Annotated in this window: 17 protein-coding genes and 1 pseudogene; 5 read left to right on the plus strand and 13 right to left on the minus strand. The window is 66.3% G+C overall.

All coding sequences use genetic code 11. The annotated features are described in order from the left end of the window. Together HZB86_07195 and HZB86_07200 are read left to right on the plus strand one after the other, a co-directional pair. The coding region (locus tag HZB86_07195; protein ID MBI5905324.1) for an efflux RND transporter permease subunit at nt 1-759 on the plus strand (759 nt) is incomplete at its 5' end. A 24-nt stretch (nt 760-783) separates the two neighbouring features. Next, complete coding sequence (locus HZB86_07200) at nt 784-1527, plus strand: TerC family protein (GenBank protein ID MBI5905325.1); 744 nt, start codon at nt 784-786, stop codon at nt 1525-1527. Nucleotides 1528-1550: 23 nt separating this feature from the next. Here HZB86_07200 and HZB86_07205 read toward each other — a convergent pair whose 3' ends face one another. The 10 genes from HZB86_07205 to HZB86_07250 form a co-directional block, all read right to left on the minus strand. Further along, on the minus strand, nt 1551-1847 hold the full coding sequence (locus tag HZB86_07205; protein MBI5905326.1) for a hypothetical protein: 297 nt from the start codon (nt 1845-1847) through the stop codon (nt 1551-1553). A gap of 78 nt (nt 1848-1925) precedes the next feature. Beyond that, nucleotides 1926-4142, minus strand: a complete 2217-nt coding sequence (gene feoB, locus HZB86_07210; GenBank protein MBI5905327.1) for a ferrous iron transport protein B — start codon at nt 4140-4142, stop codon at nt 1926-1928. After that, nucleotides 4139-4366, minus strand: coding sequence for a ferrous iron transport protein A (locus tag HZB86_07215; protein ID MBI5905328.1), 228 nt, complete (start codon nt 4364-4366; stop codon nt 4139-4141). Before HZB86_07215 ends, feoB begins: the two co-directional genes overlap by 4 nt. Further along, complete coding sequence (locus HZB86_07220; GenBank protein ID MBI5905329.1) at nt 4363-4644, minus strand: ferrous iron transport protein A; 282 nt, start codon at nt 4642-4644, stop codon at nt 4363-4365. The genes HZB86_07215 and HZB86_07220 overlap by 4 nt, the downstream gene beginning before the upstream one ends. Nucleotides 4645-4656: 12 nt before the next feature. Then, nucleotides 4657-5874: an alginate export family protein gene (locus HZB86_07225; protein ID MBI5905330.1), complete on the minus strand. Its 1218-nt coding sequence runs from the start codon at nt 5872-5874 to the stop codon at nt 4657-4659. A gap of 323 nt (nt 5875-6197) precedes the next feature. Then, the gene (locus HZB86_07230; protein MBI5905331.1) at nt 6198-6581 is read right to left on the minus strand and encodes a hypothetical protein; all 384 of its coding nucleotides are present in this window, start codon (nt 6579-6581) and stop codon (nt 6198-6200) included. A 34-nt stretch (nt 6582-6615) separates the two neighbouring features. After that, a complete protein-coding gene (locus tag HZB86_07235) occupies nt 6616-6903 on the minus strand; it encodes a helix-turn-helix transcriptional regulator (GenBank protein ID MBI5905332.1) in 288 nt (95 codons plus the stop codon). A 173-nt stretch (nt 6904-7076) separates the two neighbouring features. After that, complete coding sequence (locus tag HZB86_07240) at nt 7077-8210, minus strand: cysteine desulfurase (protein ID MBI5905333.1); 1134 nt, start codon at nt 8208-8210, stop codon at nt 7077-7079. Further along, a complete protein-coding gene (locus tag HZB86_07245) occupies nt 8207-9019 on the minus strand; it encodes a nucleoside phosphorylase (protein MBI5905334.1) in 813 nt (270 codons plus the stop codon). Before HZB86_07245 ends, HZB86_07240 begins: the two co-directional genes overlap by 4 nt. After that, complete coding sequence (locus tag HZB86_07250; protein MBI5905335.1) at nt 9012-9368, minus strand: winged helix-turn-helix transcriptional regulator; 357 nt, start codon at nt 9366-9368, stop codon at nt 9012-9014. Before HZB86_07250 ends, HZB86_07245 begins: the two co-directional genes overlap by 8 nt. Before the next feature lie 177 nt (nt 9369-9545). On the opposite strand from HZB86_07250, the gene HZB86_07255 reads away from it, so the two are divergent. Beyond that, nucleotides 9546-10196: an RNA polymerase sigma factor gene (locus HZB86_07255; protein ID MBI5905336.1), complete on the plus strand. Its 651-nt coding sequence runs from the start codon at nt 9546-9548 to the stop codon at nt 10194-10196. Nucleotides 10197-10394: 198 nt separating this feature from the next. Here the strand turns inward: HZB86_07255 and HZB86_07260 are convergent, their stop codons facing one another. The 3 genes from HZB86_07260 to HZB86_07270 are packed head-to-tail and all read right to left on the minus strand — an operon-like array spanning nt 10395 to nt 14570. Then, nucleotides 10395-11066 (minus strand): TrkA family potassium uptake protein, encoded by a 672-nt coding sequence (locus HZB86_07260; GenBank protein MBI5905337.1) that lies wholly within the window; start codon nt 11064-11066, stop codon nt 10395-10397. Between the two features lie 22 nt (nt 11067-11088). Continuing rightward, on the minus strand, nt 11089-11739 hold the full coding sequence (locus tag HZB86_07265) for a TrkA family potassium uptake protein (protein ID MBI5905338.1): 651 nt from the start codon (nt 11737-11739) through the stop codon (nt 11089-11091). Continuing rightward, nucleotides 11736-14570 (minus strand): cation-transporting P-type ATPase, encoded by a 2835-nt coding sequence (locus HZB86_07270; protein ID MBI5905339.1) that lies wholly within the window; start codon nt 14568-14570, stop codon nt 11736-11738. Before HZB86_07270 ends, HZB86_07265 begins: the two co-directional genes overlap by 4 nt. Nucleotides 14571-14734: 164 nt before the next feature. On the opposite strand from HZB86_07270, the gene HZB86_07275 reads away from it, so the two are divergent. Both HZB86_07275 and HZB86_07280 read left to right on the plus strand, forming a co-directional pair. Continuing rightward, nucleotides 14735-15868 carry a 4Fe-4S binding protein gene (locus tag HZB86_07275; protein ID MBI5905340.1) on the plus strand — a complete coding sequence of 378 codons (1134 nt, stop codon included), beginning with the start codon at nt 14735-14737 and terminating at the stop codon, nt 15866-15868. Between the two features lie 46 nt (nt 15869-15914). Next, nucleotides 15915-17083: pseudogene (locus HZB86_07280) on the plus strand (NADH:flavin oxidoreductase). Nucleotides 17084-17100 lie beyond the last annotated feature (17 nt).

A 17100-nucleotide genomic window follows, 5' to 3' on the forward strand; every position in this document is an offset into this window, starting at 1 on the left:
GGAGGAGGAGGGGAAAAGATCCCTCTTGGCCGCCTCGCGAACGTTTCCGTGGCCGAGGGGCCGGCACAGATAGGCCGGGAGAAGGGGATGCGCCGGGTCGCGGCCGAGGTGAACATCCGGGGGCGGGACCTGGGCGGATTCGTGGCGGAAGCCCGGGGGAAACTGGCAGCGCTGGAGAAAGAGCTCCCTTCCGGCTATTTCCTCGAATACGGAGGGCAGTTCGAGAACCAGCAGCGGGCGATGCGGCGGCTGGCGGTCGTGGTCCCGATCGCGCTCCTCCTCGTCCTGCTGCTTCTGTATATGGCGCTGGGATCGGTCCGGGACTCCCTTCTCGTGGTCCTCAACCTCCCCTTCGCCCTGGTCGGGGGCGTGGTCGCCGTCTGGATGTGGGGGATGCACCTGTCGGTTTCGGCGGCGGTGGCGTTCATCGTGCTGCTGGGGATCGCCGTGCAGAACGGGGTGGTGCTCGTCGCCTTCTTCCGCCAGCTCCGGGAGGAAGGCAAGGGGGTGGACGAGACGGTGCGGACCGGGTGCGACCTCCGGTTCCGTCCGCTCCTGATGACCGCACTGACCAGCTTCATCGGACACCTGCCGATGCTGTACGCTACCGGTGCGGGGGCGGACATCCAGAAACCGCTCGCCGTCGTCGTGATGGGGGGGCTCGTCACTTCGACCTTGCTGACCCTGATCGTCCTGCCGACGATCTACGACTGGCTCGAGAGCCGGGCCGAAACCCGGGAGGTCGTCCCGGAAACCTGATTCCCCGCTGGGAGGACGGACGTGATGGAAATCCTGCTCGACCCGAAGACCTGGGCCAGTTTCCTGACGCTCACGGCGCTGGAGATCGTCCTGGGGATCGACAACCTGCTGTTCATCTCCATCGTGTCCGGCCGGCTGCCGGCGGAACGGCAACCGGCCGCCCGGCGGATCGGCCTCGCGCTGGCCGTGATCACCCGCCTGCTGCTGCTTTTCACCATCGCCTGGATGGTCGGTCTGACGGCTCCCCTCTTCACGTTCCTCGGCCACCCCTTCTCCTTCCGGGACCTGATCCTGGCCGGAGGCGGGCTGTTCCTGCTCGCCAAGGGGACCGCGGAGATCCACGCCGCGGTGGAGGGGGTGGAGGAGGAGATCCGGCACGCGAAAACGTCCGGGTTCGCGGGGGTCATCGCCCAGATCGTCCTTCTCGACATCGTGTTCTCCCTGGACAGCGTGATCACCGCCGTCGGCATGGTCCGGCACGTGCCGGTCATGGCGGCGGCGATCGTCGTCGCGGTCGCCATCATGCTGCTGGCGGCCGAGCCGGTCAGCCGGTTCGTCCAGGCCCACGTATCCGTCAAGATCCTGGCGCTTTCCTTCCTGATCCTGGTCGGGACCGCGTTGGTGGCGGACGGGATCGGCTTCCACATCCCCAGGGGGTACCTGTACTTCTCCATCGCCTTCTCGGTGTTCGTGGAGGCGTTGAACCTCACGGCGGCGAAGAGGCGCCGCGCCCGGCAGGGGCCGGCGCAAATCGCCCCGGGCGGGTGATACCCTTCGTCCTCGGGATCCGATCAGTACATCACCTTGATCCCGTGCAATTCCTCCTTGGTGACCTCGGGCCAACGTTTCAGCACCCAGTTCCCGACCCACGCCTTGAACAGCTTCAGGTTTTTCTGCCGTTCCTCCTCCGTCACCCCGAGGTTCCGGTACATGTTCCCGGGCATGCCGTCCTCCCGCCCGCCGTGGCAAGGATCGCACCGTTCCTCAAGTATCGGCCGGATGTGGCGTGAATAGGTGATCTCCTCTCCCCGGCAGACCGACGCCGAAAAGAGGATCCATCCCGCAACGAGAAACGCACCGGTTTTCATCTCCACCCTCCCGTTGTCATCTCGCGATTCCCATGGGTCATCGAAATACATTCGTCGACACGCCCGCTGCGCCCCATTTCATCCTCCCAACCCGAAAAGTCTTCCTCCCTGGTAGATGGCGAGCGCAACCGTCCATGCCAGAACGCTCTGGTAGGCGAAGGCGACCCCGAACCACTTCCAGGTTCCGAACTCGTGCTGGAACGCCGCGGCGGCCACGATGCACGGCATGTACAGGAGGACGAACGCCATGAAGGCATAGGCGCTCAAGGGCGTGTACGTTTTCGCCATGACCGCGCGGAGGCTTCCCCGCTCCGGCCGGCTCTCCCCCTTGGCGGAAAGGCTGGCGATCCCGAAGGTCGAAAAAACGTTCGTGAAGACTATACCGCCCGCCTCCGCGAAGGAGGTTCCGATCTCCCGGAGGTCTTCGGACAGCGAAGGGGGCGGCCCCGCCGCCGCTTCCTTCTTCCCGGGGACGTATATTTCCCCCATCGTCCCGACGACGATCTCCTTGGCGATGACGCCGGCGAGCAGCGACGACGCGGCCTCCCAGGTTCCGAACCCCAGGGGCTTGAAAACGGGCGCGATGGCCTGCCCGACCGCTCCCAGGTAAGAGTCCTTCTTGTGCTCCACGCCCCAGGGCAGGTTCAGGAGAAACCAGACGAGGACGGAGACGGCGAGGATGTAGGTCCCCGCCTTGTACAGGAAGTGCTTCCCCTTCTCCCACGTGTGGATCGCAAGGCTATTGCCCGAAGGCATCCGGTACGGGGGCAGTTCCATGATGAACATGGGGGATTCCCCCCGGAACAGGGTCCTCTTGAAGAGGATGCCCATCAGGACGGCCAGGACGATCCCCAAGACGTAGAGGGACCAGAGCACCGTCCCCGAGCGGGAGGGAAAGAAGGCGCCGACGAAGAGGACGTACACCGGCAGCCGCGCGCCGCACGACATGAGCGGGATGAGAAGGGCGGTCAGCGCCTTGTCGCGGGGGTTTTCCAGCGTCCGCGTCGCGTAGATGGCGGGAACGTTGCACCCGAAACCGAGAAGCATGGGGATGAAGGATTTCCCATGAAGGCCCATGCTGTGCATCGCCCGATCCATCACGAATGCGGCTCTCGCCATGTAGCCGCTCCCCTCGAGGAAGGTGATGAAGAACATCATGGCGAAGATGACGGGCACGAACACGAGGACAGACCCCACGCCCGCGATGACTCCGTCCGTCACGAGGGAGACCAGCCATTCGGGACCGCCGACGAGGCCGACCAGGACCCGGGTCCACCGGGTGAAAGGCCCGGCGGTCACGGCGCCGAGCCAGTCGGCGTAAGGAGCCGACACGTCGAAGGTGAGCTTGAAGACCAGCCACATGGCGGCCAGAAAGAGGGGGATCCCCAGGAACCGGTTCAAGGCGATCCGGTCGATCTTCTCGGTCAACTCGATCTTCCGGACGTCGGGCTTCGCCAGGACCTCCCGGGTCAGGCCGGCGGCCCGGGCGTACCGGGCGTCCGCCATGAGCGACTCGACGTCCTCGCCATGGGCGGAGGTCAGGCGCTCCGCCGCCTTGGCGGCCAGCGGCTCGATCCCTTGAAGGTCCGCCTCGTGGATGACGCGGCGGTCCCCCTCCAGCAGCTTGAAGGCCAACCATCTCCCGGGATACCTTCCCGCGAGATCCGGATGCCCGCGAAGGACCTCCGCCATGAGGACTTCGGCGGCGCCTTCGATGTCCCCGCCGTAGTGCAGGCGCCGCGGCCGGTGGCGGGAGGGGTCTCCCGCGGCCGCGGTCGCCGCGTCGATAAGCGCCTCGAGCCCCGCCCCCTTCGTGGCGACGGTCGGAACGATCCGGACGCCCAGGGCCCGCTCCATGGCCGTCACGTCGATCCGGTACCCCATCCTCACCGCCTCGTCGTGCATGTTCAAGGCGACGACGACGGGGATCTCCAGCTCGAGGAGCTGGACGGTAAGGTACAGGTTGCGCTCCAGGTTGGTGGCGTCGACCACGTCGATGATGACGTCGGGCCGCTCCTCGACCAGGTAGTCCCTGGCGACGACCTCTTCCTGGGTATACGGGCTCATGCTATAGGTGCCCGGCAGATCGACCAGCGCGATCCGTTCGCCGCGCCGTTCGAAGGACGCCTCCCTCTTCTCCACGGTGACGCCGGGCCAGTTGCCCACATGCAACCGGGTGCCGGCGAGCGAATTGATCAGGGTGGACTTTCCCGAATTGGGATTCCCGGCCACCGCGACGCGAAGCGGTACGGGTTCCGGGGCGGGTAACGGACGGACGGAATTCCGCATCGTCATTCCGGAACCTCCAGCAGAATTCCTTCCGCCTCCCTCTTCCTCAGGGACAGGTTGTAGTTCTTCACCGTGATCTCGATGGGGTCGCCCAGCGGAGCGACTTTCTCCACCTTGACCTCCTCGCCGACCAGCACGCCCATGTCCATCAGCCTTCTTTTCAACGGCCCGAGTGCGCCGATCCGCGCGATCCGGCCGCTTTGGCCCGGTTTCAGCATCGCCAGGTTCATCGTCCCCGCCTCCTCACCATGATTTTCATCGCCATCCCACGCCCCACGGCAATCCGGGAATCGTCGACTTTTACGAGGAGGGCTCCGCCTCCCCCGTTGTTCAGCATTTCGACCTCCTTGCCGGGCCGGATCCCCATGTCTTCCAGCCGGACGGCGGACCCTTCCCGTCCCTTGCCCCGGCACTTCCCGCAACAATGCCCATGGCCGTGTTCCAGGGCGGGAATTCCGTTTACCACCTCCGCCCTCTCGCCGTTTGCCAGCAGTCCCATCGGAAACATGGCGTTACCTCCTTAAAACGTCGCCTGTGCCTGGAAGAAGGCGTACGAGATGTCCTTCCCGCTCCCGGAGGCGTCCTTGAAGAAATCGCCGGTGAAGAACCGGTTCCCGGAAAAAATCACCGAAATGCGGTCATCCGCCTTGTAGGTGAAGATCAGGTTCGTCTCGAGGCCGATTCCCTTGCCGATCCCGGCAGGCGCCTTAACGGCCCTGGAGTAGTGCCCGTCCAGGGAGACGTTCAGCTTCTCCGTCACGTCGATCCCGCCCCCCGCGGTAAGGACGTGGAGGCCGCTCGCCCGCACGTCGTTCCCGGCCGGGTCGACGACGGAGAGTCCGGAGAGGTCGCCGATCACGCTCATGTCGCCGATGAGCGGAGTGTCGTTGTTGGGATTGTGAAACTCCGTGAACTTCCCCTCCTGCAGGTTCCCGTCGCCGGAGCCGTAGGCGTACGAGAGGAAGATCTTCCCCGGGTATCGTCCCAGAGGAGAATCGACGGTCACGTCCAGATGGCCGCCGTAGGCGCGGATGTCGTCATGTCTCAGCCCATCCCGGTTCTTCCTGCCGAACTGGCAGACCGGCTCCAGTTCATACGCGACCTTCCTGCCGATCTTCCCGGCGAGCCGGGTTCCGACGGAATAGGTCCGTTCGTGCTCGCCCCCGATGTGGGTGACGCCCGCTCCCCCGGTGTCGCGCAGGCCGTACAGGTCGATCGAAAGCGATTCCTTGAGCGCATACGTCGCGTATATCCCGTAGAGATTTCCCTGGATGTCTCCGGCCCATTTCCTCACATACCGGCCGCCGAACAGGTCGAGGGATAATTTCTCCAGGGGCTTCCACGACAGCTTCGTCGCGTCGAACGCGAGCCCGTCGAAGAACGTGTCGGCGCCCAGCAGGAAGTTGCCGCCGTAGGCGAGCTCCTGTCGTCCGGTCTTGAACACCACGTACTTCGCCGCGGGAATCCGGCCCTCCACATATCCCTGGTACAAGCTGAAGATCGAGAAATCCGAATCGTCGCGGAATGCGTACCACTGCCCTTCCACGCGTGCGGACAGGTTCGCCGACGGATTCGCGGAAACCGAGGGCCGAAAGCGGAAAAGGATCCGCCCTTCATCGTTCCCCGGGAAGAGGGAGAAATCCGCCAGGTTCCGGTTGCGCGCCCATTCGACTCGAAGCAGTCCTTCGACGCCGAATTGAATCGGGCCCAGGGCGAGAGGGTCGGGGGATTTCGACACATTTGCCGGTTCCGGAGCCGCCTCCGGACCGGCGACCGCGGGAAGCGAAGCCGCGCCGCAGGCCGGACCGGCGGAAACGGCCAGAAAAACCGCCAGGACGGGTCCGGCAAAGCGCGCTAGAGTATTCCGGGCGGAAACCGCGTTCATGCCGCACACTCCCTTTGTGCTTCGAAACGGGATCGAAGCCGCAACGTGTGATTCCGGGGTGCGCATGGCGCTACCCCTCACGTGGCGTCTTCACTGTGCGGCCCGAACGTCCGAACCGTAAAACGCCCCTATCGCACCGGCCGGCGGTTCTCGGCCGGCCTCGCCGGTCCGCTTCTTCAGCGACCGGCGAGGATTTCGATCAGTCTCCTGCGCGTCGCCTCCAGCCGCTTCGACTTGAAGGCGCTTCTTGTCTCCTCGAGAACGTCGATCGTCTCCCGGACGGCCGTTGTCAACCGCGCCAGGCGTGGACAGTCGATCAGAGGGCAGCCGACCACCCGATTCGCGGCGTCCATGTCTCCCACGACCCGCTTCAGAACGAGGCGCTGATGCTCGACCCGCTCGTGCATCTCCCCCGCGATCCGGTCGATGTACTCCCCGATCGCCGGACCGGAACAGGCCGCTCCAGGGAATGCTCCTCCGCCCGACGGCCGCTGAGGATCGTTCCTGCCCGATGCGCTCCCGGCCGGAGGCGTCCGGCCGCCGCCCTCCGTTTTGCACATATGCTCAGTCGTTTCATTCATGGGCGAAAAAAAATCACTCCACCGACACGTGGCGGACGCACTCCGCCATGAGGTTCCGGATATGGTCGTCGTCCAGCGAATAGTAGGCGATCCGGCCCTCTTTCCGGTACTTGACCAACCGCTGTCCTCTGAGGAGCCGCAACTGGTGAGATACGGCCGACCCGGTCAGCCTCAACAGGCGGGCCAGGTCGAGGACGCAGAGTTCCTGCCCCCCCAGCGCGGAGATGATCCGGACCCGGGTGGGATCGCTCAAGGCCGCGAAAGTCTCGGCCAGAGCCCGGACCATTCTGTCCCCCGGCATGGCGTCCCGGGCCGCGCGTACGCTCGCCGGATCGACGTACAGGGCCATCTCCGCACGTACCGCGCCCCGTCCCTTCGCTCCTGCGACCATTCCCGGCGTCCCTCCCTGAACCGGCGGATCGTACCTGGTTGATGAAACGACTGCTCATGTATAGCAGTGAGGCCCAGTCCCCGTCAAGAAAAAAATCGGGAGGCGGAGGTTTTCAACTTCTCCAGAACCTCCTCCAGCTCCCCCCATGTCGTCGTGCGCCCCAGGCTGAACCGGACCGCCCCCATCCCTTCCTCCGGCGGGGCGCCCATGGCGGCCAGGACGGGAGAAAGGGTCACCGATCCGGCGTGGCACGCCGATCCGGTCGATGCGGCGACCCCGGGGAGCGTCGAGAGAACTTCCGCGCCGACGCGGCCGACGAAGTTGACGTTCATCGTGTTCGGAAGCCGAGCCTCCGGATGCCCGTTGAGCGTCGCCTTCTCTCCGAAGATCCCTTCGAGCCCGTTCCAAAAACGGTCGCGCAGAACCTTGACCTGCGGCATCCCGATCCATTTCCTCGCGACCTCGCACGCGGCGCCCAGCGCCACGGCCAGGAGCACGTTCTCCGTCCCCGCCCGCCGCCCCGCCTCGTGCCCCGCGCCGTGGACGAACGGCTCGATCTTCGTGCCCTCCCGGATGTAGAGCGCCCCGATCCCCTTCGGCGCGTACACCTTGTGCCCGGCCACCGAGAGGAGGTCCACGCCCAGCTCGAAGACGTCGGCCGGGATCTTCCCCACGGTCTGCGCCGCGTCCGTATGGAACGGAATGCCCGCCTCCCTGGCGATGGCGGCGATCTCCGCGACCGGCTCGATGGTCCCGACCTCGTTGTTGGCGTGCATGACGGTGATCAGGACCGTCCGCGAAGTGATCGCTTTCCGCACGTCATCGGGGTCCACCATCCCGTACCGGTCCACCGGCAGGACCGTCACCCGCGCTCCGAGCCTCTCCAGGAAGCGACACGGATTGAGCGTCGCCGGATGCTCGACGGCGGTGGTGACGATGTGTTCGCCCTTGTCCCGGTTGGCGAAGAAGGCTCCCTTGATGGCATGGTTGTTCGACTCGCTCCCGCCGCTGGTAAATACGATCCCGGCCGGGTCGCAACCGAGGATGCCCGCCACCTGCCCACGCGCCTTCTCCACCGCATCCTTCGCGGGCATCCCGGCCCAATGAAGGGAGGACGGGTTCCCGTAGTGGTCGGTCAGGAACGGCCGCATCGCCGCGACCGCCTCCGGGCAGATCGGCGTGCTCGCGTTGAAGTCCAGATAGATCCGGCGGCTCACTCGACCCTCCTTTTCCCGTGCTCCAGGGCCGCCTCGAGCGCAGCGGCGCACACGGACAGGGAATCCGCAAGTCCGGTGTCTCCTCCCTTCTCGAAATCCTCATCCCGGGTCGCCATCGTGTTCGTCACGTGCGCAAGGCACACGACCGGCTTGCCCATGGCCCTTCCCAGGGAGAGAAGCGCCGCCGCCTCCATTTCCACGGAGACGATCCCTTCGTCCCGCCGGGAGGCGATGAGACGCTCCGTCTCCCGGAAAGGGGCGTCCGTGGTCCACGACGGGCCGGCGTGCACCGGGAACGGCAGCCCGGCGATCCGGCTCCGGACCGCGGCGACCAGCGGCGGATCCGCATCCGCGTACCGGCCGGGAGGCAGGTAGTGGCAGCTCGTCCCTTCGTCGCGCAATGCCCTGTCGATCAGCAGGAAAAAAGGCGGTGTGAAGCGTTCGGCAACGAGTCCCGCGGAAGAGATGCTGACAAGCGTGCGGCATCCGAGAGCGAACAGCTCCTCGGCGACGAGAACCGCGAACGGGGCGCCGATCGTCCCTCCGATTACGCCGTACTCGGCGCTCCCTTTCCTCCAACGGAAGAGGCGCGTGTGGAAACAGGGCCAGGCGGGATCTTCCTGTGCGCACCCCGTATCGGCGAGGTGCTGGAGAAGCTCCCCGTCGAAATCCAGCAGGCATCCTGCCGGGACGGAGACCTTCGGCAGCCGTTTCCGGATCCGGGCCGCCTCCAGCAGGTTGGCCGCCGTGAAGACGGGCGTTTCCGACGGTTCGTGTTCCAGAAAAGGTACCCGGGTATCTTCAGCCACGGGCCGCCACCTTCTCCTTCCCGCCCCTGGCCTTTTCCCGGTCGATCTGCTCCTTGGTCTTTCGGATGACCGGATGGTCCGCGGACAGCAACGTGAGCACTCCCTCGACCAGCTTCGGCCGGCTCAGGTAGTAGCACCGCAACGCGCCGTCCTGGGCGAAGTCGACGAGCTTCGCATTCCGAAGAACCGTGAGGTGCTGGGAGATGTTGACCTGGGAGACGGGCAGGATGTCCTCCATGTCGGTGACGCAATGCGTCCCTTTGCCCAGTTCAGCCAGGATCTGGAGTCGTGTGGGGTGCGCGAAGGCTTTGATGACTTCCGCCCGTTCGTATGCGCGGTCGGGATCCATATCTCCTCCTATTATATAATTAGAAGATTCTAATATAAGATTTCCGTCATTTTCAAGCGAGGCGCTCACCGTCTTGTCCGGACAGACAGGAACCTCCGAGTCGAACATGCCGGACGGTTTTCGTTGGTAACATTTCCGGGGTGCCTTTATCTCTATAGGCAGGAGGACGGAGGAACGATGCGGCGGGAAGAGGAAATCGACCTTGTCAGGAAAGCGAAGGAGGGCGACACCGCGGCCTTCGCCGTGATGATCCGCAGGTACCAGAATCTCGTGTACGCCACGGCGTTCCAGATACTGAAGGACACGGGCCTTGCGGAGGACGTCGCCCAGGATGCGTTCGTAACCGCGTTCCAGTCCCTGCAGGGGCTGCGAACGGAGGGCGCATTCCCTCCCTGGCTGCGGAAGATCACGAGAAACCTCGCCCTGACGGCGCGCAAGGAGCAGCGCCGTTTCGGGGCGATCGAAGAGGCGGGAGTACTTCAATCCCCCCCGGCGGATGCCGGACCGGAGTCCGAGAGGGAGCGGCACGAAGCCGACGCGTTCGGGGAAGAAGTGAAGCGAATCGTATCCTCGATGTCCGACACGCTCCGGTTCCCCATGCTGCTCTGCCACATCGACGATCTCTCCACCAGGGATGCCGCCCGGTTCCTCGGCATCACCGAGGGGGCGTTGAGGAAAAGGCTACACGACGGCAAGAGGAAGCTCCAGGAGCGGATCGTCCGGATGGCGGAGAGGAGTTTCCAGGTGTACCGGCTCCCGCCGGACTTCGCCAGGCGGTGCATCTGCGGATGCCGTCGATCGGAGGCGGCAAACCGGGAAAGGAGGTGACATGATGGCCAAGAAGTCGAACTGCGGCTGCGGGTGCGTTCCGCCGGGGAAGACGGCGAAACGGAAGGTCAAGACCGAAAAGGGGAAAACACCCCGGAAAAGGAAGTAGTTTTCTCTTCCCGGAAAATGTCTCCGCGGGGGGAAGCTCGATCGTCGTCTACCCGGAAAGGATCAGGACCTCCGCCTCTGTTCCACTGCTTATCCTTTCCGGGGGCCCAGGAGGACGGCGAGCTTCCCCGCCTGCGTCGCGTGCACCACCGCAAGCACCTCGTCGGCCGGATGAAGGATCAGGTCGGCGGCGGGGTGAAGCATGTCCCCCTTCCGAAGGATCGCCACCAGGACGCACGCATCCGGGAGGTTCAGTTCCCGCACCGCCTTGCCGGAGGCCGCCGCCTCCGGGTGGACCTTTTCCTCCACGAGGGAGAACTGCCCCTTGCGGAGCTTCAGAAGCGTCGTCATGTCCCCGAGCGACATCTCCTCCGCGATCAGGTGCCCCAGCAGATCGGCCTGGTTGAGCGCCATGTCCACCCCCATCTCGGGGGTGAACATCCAGGCGTTCCTCGGGTTCTTGACGCGGGCGATCGTCCGCGGAACGTGGAACTCGAACCGGGCCAGGCTGGTCACCACGAGGTTGGTCTCGTCCGCGCCGGTCACGGCCGCGACCACGTTCGCATGCCGGATCCCGGCGGCCTCGAGCACCGAGGGATCGGTCCCGTTCCCCGCAAGGATCGCTCCCGGAGGCAACTCCCGCCGCAACATCGGCATCTCCCCGGGGGAGGTCTCTACGACCTTGACCCGGTGCCCCGCGGAAAGGAGCAGCGCCGCCAGGTACGAACCCACCTTGCCTCCCCCCACCACGATCGCGTTCATCGACATGGCGCGTCCCCCTTTCCTACTGCAGCCCCAACAGCTTCCGGAGGCGGCCGGCCGAAGACGCCAGCACCGCCACGTGGACCAGGTCCCCCTTGTGGAACACCGTGGCCGGCATGGGAAGGAAGGTCTTCCCGGCGCGGCTGATCGAGACGACATGGGCCTCGCCCGCCACCGTCAGCTCGGTCACCGTCCGTCCTGCCAGGAGGGGCGGGACCTCCGCTTCGACGACGTCGACCTCGCCGCTGCCGAGGCTCGCCACGGTGTCGAGGCCGGAGTAGCAGAGCAGCTCGGCCATCCGTTGGATCCCCCACGTCACCGGCGTGATCGTGTGCAGTCCCAGCCGCCGGTAGATCTCCGCCTTGCGGGGGTCGTAGAGCCGGGCGACCACACGCGGGACGTGGAAGACCTGCAACGCCAGCCGCGCGGCGACCACGTTGGCCTCGTCGCTTGCGGTTACCGCCGCCAACCCGTCGGCCCGTTCCATTCCCGCGGCGAGAAGCGTCTCACGGTCGATGGCGTTCCCGGCAACCGTCCTTCCGTTGAAGGACGGTCCCAGGCGGTCGAATGCCGTCGGATCCGCATCCACCACGGTCACCGCGTGGTCCTGCAACGAAAGGGTTTGCGCGAGCCCCGCGCCCATCCGGCCGCAGCCGATGACGATGATCTTCATGGGGCACCTCCCGGGCTGGTCGCCCGCTCCCGGAACCGGAGCAGCGCCTTGCGGCCCTCGTCGGCCAGAAGCAGCGCGGGGACGCACAGGAGGAGGAATCCCCATCCCTGCGCGGGAAACCCCGCCGTTCCGAAGATGGATTGCAGGAACGGGACATGAACGATCAGGAGCAGAATCCCAACCTCCGTGGCGATCCCGATCCAGACGAGGCGGTTCCGGAAGAATCCGGCGTGAAATGCCGAGGCGCGCTCGGTCCTCTGGGCGAAGAGGTTCCCCACCTGGGTGGCGACCACGGCGGCCAGCGTCATCGCCGTGGCGGACCGGTAGAGCGGTCCGTCCGATGGAAGATCGATCCACCTCCCCCAGTATCCGTTCGTCCAGTATACGAAGTAGAACGCCGCCATCGCCGCCGCGCTCTGGATCGCTCCCAGGAAGAGATAGGCCCGCACCAGGAGGGACCCCGTGATCGCGTGCTCCGACAGCCTGCGGGGCGGCCGATCCATCAATCCCGGCTCGGGCGGCTCCCCCCCCAGCGCCAGGGCGGGGACGAGGTCGGTTCCCAGGTCGATCGACAGGATCTGCATGATGTTGAGCGCCAGCGGGATGCGCCCCGCGGTGAAGGCGAAGAGGATGAACGGCACCGCCTCGGGAGCGTTGCTCGTGAAGATGTAGGTGAGGAACTTCTTGATGTTGGCGTACACGGCGCGCCCCTCTTCCACCGCGTTGACGATGGAGGCGAAATTGTCGTCGGCCAGGACCATGTCGGCGGCCTCCTTGGCCACGTCCGTCCCGGAGAGACCCATCGCCACCCCGATGTCGGCTTTTTTCAGGGCGGGGGCGTCGTTCACCCCGTCGCCGGTCACCGCCACGATGTGACCCATCTCCTGCAGGGCGCCGACCACCCGCAGCTTGTGCTCCGGCGTCATCCGGGCGAGGATCAACTCGTCCCGGAGCGCTCCCCGGAGGGCCTCCTCCCCCATCCCGTCCAGCTCGGCGCCGTTCACCAGGCGGGGCTTCGGGGTGCGCAGGATCCCGATCCGGCGGGCGATGCTCTCCGCGGTCAGCGCGTAGTCGCCGGTGATCATGACGATCCGGATCCCGGCCCGGTGGCACCGGGATACCGCCTCGACGACCTCCGGCCGGGGCGGATCCATCATCGCCGCAAGTCCGAGGAGGGTGAGGTCCCGTTCGATCTCCCCGGCCTCGTCGCCTTCGGCGGAGACCGGCAGGCGCCGTTCGGCGACCGCCAGCACGCGCAGTCCCGCCCGGGCGAGATCGTCGTTGGCCGCGTTCACCTGCACCGTTTCCGCTTCCCCGAGATCCCGGTCCTTACCCCCCCATCGGATGCGCGAGCAGCGCCGGAGCACCTCCTGGGGGGCTCCCTTCACGCGGACCGTCCGGTTCGCGGCCGATGCATGGACCGTGGCCATCCGCTTCCGCCGGGAGTCGAAGGGGATCTCGCGGATCCTCGGAGAGCCCGCCGCCTCGGCCTCGAGGTCGATCCCGAACTTGGCGACCGCGACCTTCAGCGCCGCCTCCGTGGGATCGCCCAGGATGGACCACCGTTCCGATGCGGCGCCCGGCGAGATCAGCCGCGCGTTGTTGCACAGCCCGCCGCACAGAAGCAGGAGACGAAGGTCGGCGCGGAGGGGGTCGTCCTGCGGAAGAGGGCGGCCATCGACGAGGAACGCCCCTCCCGGCGCGTATCCCACGCCGGTCACGGATACCGTCCGCCCCGCGACCCACAGCTCCCGCACGGTCATCTCGTTCTGCGTGAGCGTTCCGGTCTTGTCGGTGCAGATGACCGTGGTGCACCCCAGCGTCTCGACGGCCGAGAGCCGCTTGACCAGCGCCTTTCGGCGGGCCATCCGCTGGACGCCCAGCGCCAGGGAGAGGCTCACCGTCGGCAGCATCCCCTCCGGCACGAACGCCACGATCATTCCCAGGGCGAAGAGGAATCCTTCCGCCGGTGGCATCCGCGCAAGGAGGACGGCCAGGGCGAAAAACAGAAGGCCCACTCCCGTGGCCAACGCGCTCACCGCCCGGGTCGCCCGCTCCATCTCCTTCTGCAGGGGGCTGCGTTCCCCCTCCATCCCCTGCGTGAGGCCGGCGATCTTCCCGAACTCCGTCTCCATGCCGGTGGCGAATACGACCGCGGTCCCCGTTCCCGCGGCTACACCGGTTCCGGCGAACACCAGGTTGGGAGTCTCGGTCCGGGCCAACCCCTGCGCCGGGGCGGGGTCGCACATCTTGCGAACGGGGTGGGACTCGCCGGTCAAGGTGGACTGGTCCACCCGCAATTCCGCCTCCGCGACGAGGCGGGCATCCGCGGAGATGTGCTCACCTTCCGACAGAAGGAGCACATCGCCCGGAACGAGCGTCGACGCCTCCACCCGTCGCTCCTCCCCTCCCCGGACGACGCGGGCATGCGCCGGAAGGAGCCGCCGCAAAGCCTCCGTCGCCTTCTCCGCTTTGTACTCCTGCCAGAAGCTGAAGCAGCCGTTGACCACGTTGACCGCCCACACCGCCGCGCCGAGCTCGGGCATACCGGCGAGAAATCCGATCAGCCCGCCTGCCCAGAGCAGGAGGGCCATCCGGTGGGTGAACTGGGACAGGAACTTCACGGAGAGGGAGGTGCCGCGCACCTCGCGAATCGCGTTGGGACCGTGGCGACCAAGGCGTTCCTCTATTTCCGATCGGGAAAGGCCTTCCGGCCGGGAGGAGAGCGCCGCGTGCACCTCTCCGACGCGAAGGGCATGAACGGGAACGGCGGGACCGGCCGAGGCGCCGGAGGGAGAAGATTCCCGGGTGTGCCCTGCGAAAGGATTCATGGGCGCTCGCGGCCTTTGCCTTCCTCTTCGGGGACAACGGTTCACGGCACGCGGTTCCATTCTAATCCCCCGGCGCGGAGAGGAGGCAAGGAAAGGTTACCGTCCGTCGAGCGGGATAAAGCGGGTTTATAATGGATTCCTATCCGGACATCGGGAGGAAACGAATGGGCCACCTTCTGCACTCGAAAAGCAGCCTCGTACCGCTGATCGACCGCCTCAACCGGTTTCCCGTCGGGCTGGTGGACAACGAGAAGTTGCGGGAGATCCTGTCGCTCCTCTTCGAGGAGAAGGAGGCGTTCGTCGCCTCCCGTTTCCCCCTGGCGGAGACGACGTTGCCGGAGTTGAGCCAACGGACGAAGATGCCGCCCGAAGAGCTGCTCCCGGTCCTCGACGCCATGGCCGACAAGGGGCTCATCATCGACATGCCGTTCCAGGGGACCACCTACTACCTTCTGCTGCCCGGCCTCATCGGATTCTTCGAATTCACCTTCATGAAACGGCGCACCGACCTGCCGATGGCGAAGCTCGCCCGTCTCATGGAGGAGTATCTGAACGAGGGGAGCCAGGCCGCGGAGATGTTCGGCGGCAAGACCCCGCTCACCCGGTCGCTGGCGTACGAGGAGCACATCCCCGTTTCGTCCGAGATCACCACCTACGAGCGCGCGCGGGAAATCATCCGGGAGGCCGGGTACGGCGCGGTCCAGATGTGCTACTGCCGCCACAAGAAGGAGCACGTCGGGGAGACGTGCAAAAAGGGAGCGCCCACGGAGGGGACGTGCATTTCGCTGGGGGCCGGAGCCCGGTTCATGACCCGACGCGGGTTCGCGCAGGAGAAAAGCGTCGACGAACTGCTGGCGCTCCTCGACCGGGCGCGGGAGCTGCGGCTCACGCACATCACCGACAACATCCGCCAGAAGCCGTCGTTCATCTGCAACTGCTGCTCCTGCTGCTGCGAGATCATGCACGGGGTGCAGGCGGGGTTCCACAACGGCGTCGGCAAGACCGGGTTCACGGCCGTCATCGAGCCGTCGCGCTGCGAATATTGCGGCGAATGCTTCACGGCGTGCAACGTGAAGGCGATCGGCCCCCCGAAGGGAGTGCGCTTCGGGGCCGGGGAGAAGCGGTACGCGGCGGTGCGGGAGGAGGTGTGCCTGGGGTGCGGAGCGTGCGTCTCCGCGTGCGGGAAGGGGGCGCTGACCATGGTCCCCGCCGACAACCGGGAGATCCCCCCGCTGAAGAAGCGGGATCTCCAGCTGCAGATGCTGAAGGAGAAGGGACGGCTTCCTTCCGTTCCTTGAAAGAAGAATGGAAGTGCGCAATCACGAACCCGAAGAGGTGAGCCGAATGCCGAAACCGTTCGGGAAGACGACGATCGGAAGGATCGCCGTGCGGAACCGGATCGTCCGGTCCGCCACGTGGGAAGGGATGTGCGACGGGAACGGCGCCCCGACGGAGAAGCTGTTCTCCTGTTACGACGCGCTCGTCGGGGGAGGCGTCGGCCTCGTCATCGCGGGGTACGCGTTCGTATCCCCCGAGGGGAGGCAGGCCCCCGGAAAGATGGGGATGCACGACGACACCCTGGTTCCGCGCTTGAAGGCGTTGACGGGGCGGGTCCACGACAAGGGAGGGGTGATCGTCGCTCAGCTCCGCGCTTGAAGGCGTTGACGGGGCGGGTCCACGACAAGGGAGGGGTGATCGTCGCTCAGCTCGTCCACGCCGGCGGCCAGGGGAACCGGCAGCTGTCGGGGCATCCTCCCGTCGCCCCGTCGGCGGTCTCTCTCCCCTTCTACGGCGAGCTCCCGGCGGAGCTCGACCGTGCGGGGATCGGGCGGATCGTCTCGGATTTCGCAAGGGCTGCCGCCCGGGCGAAAGAGGCGGGATTCGACGGCGTACAGCTTCACGGCGCCCACGCCTACCTGCTGTCGCAGTTCCTCTCGCCGCTGTCGAACGTTCGGGGAGACGAATACGGCGGCACGATCGAAAACCGCGCCCGGTTCCCGGTGGAAGTCGTCCGCGCCGTCCGGCGGGCCGTGGGGAACGACTACCCGGTATGGATCAAGCTCAACGGGGACGACTTCGTGGAGGGGGGGACGACGGCGGTGGATGCGGCGTCCGTCGCGAGGATGCTCGAATCCGCCGGAATCGACGCCATCGAGGTCTCCGGCGGGACGCCGGCGTCGGGCGGAAATACCCCTGCCCGCTCCCCCATCGATTCCGTCGAGAAGGAGGGGTACCACCGCGCCCTCGCCCGCGGGATCAAGCGGCAGGTCAACATCCCCGTCGGCGCGGTCGGCGGTTTCCGGTCCCTGTCCGTGATCGAGGACGCCCTCGCGTCCGGGGACGCCGACTTCGCCTCCCTGTCGCGCCCCTTCATCCGCGAGCCGGGGCTGGTGAACCGGTGGGCGTCGGGCGACCGCGCCCGGGCCGCCTGCGTCTCGTGCAACGGCTGCTTCCTTCCCGCACGCCGGGGCGACGGCATCCGGTGCACGCAGGTCCCGGCGGCCGGGGGGTAACCCTTTCGGTCCATTTG

This window comes from Deltaproteobacteria bacterium (assembly GCA_016234845.1).
Classification (GTDB): Bacteria; Desulfobacterota; Deferrimicrobia; order Deferrimicrobiales; family Deferrimicrobiaceae; genus JACRNP01.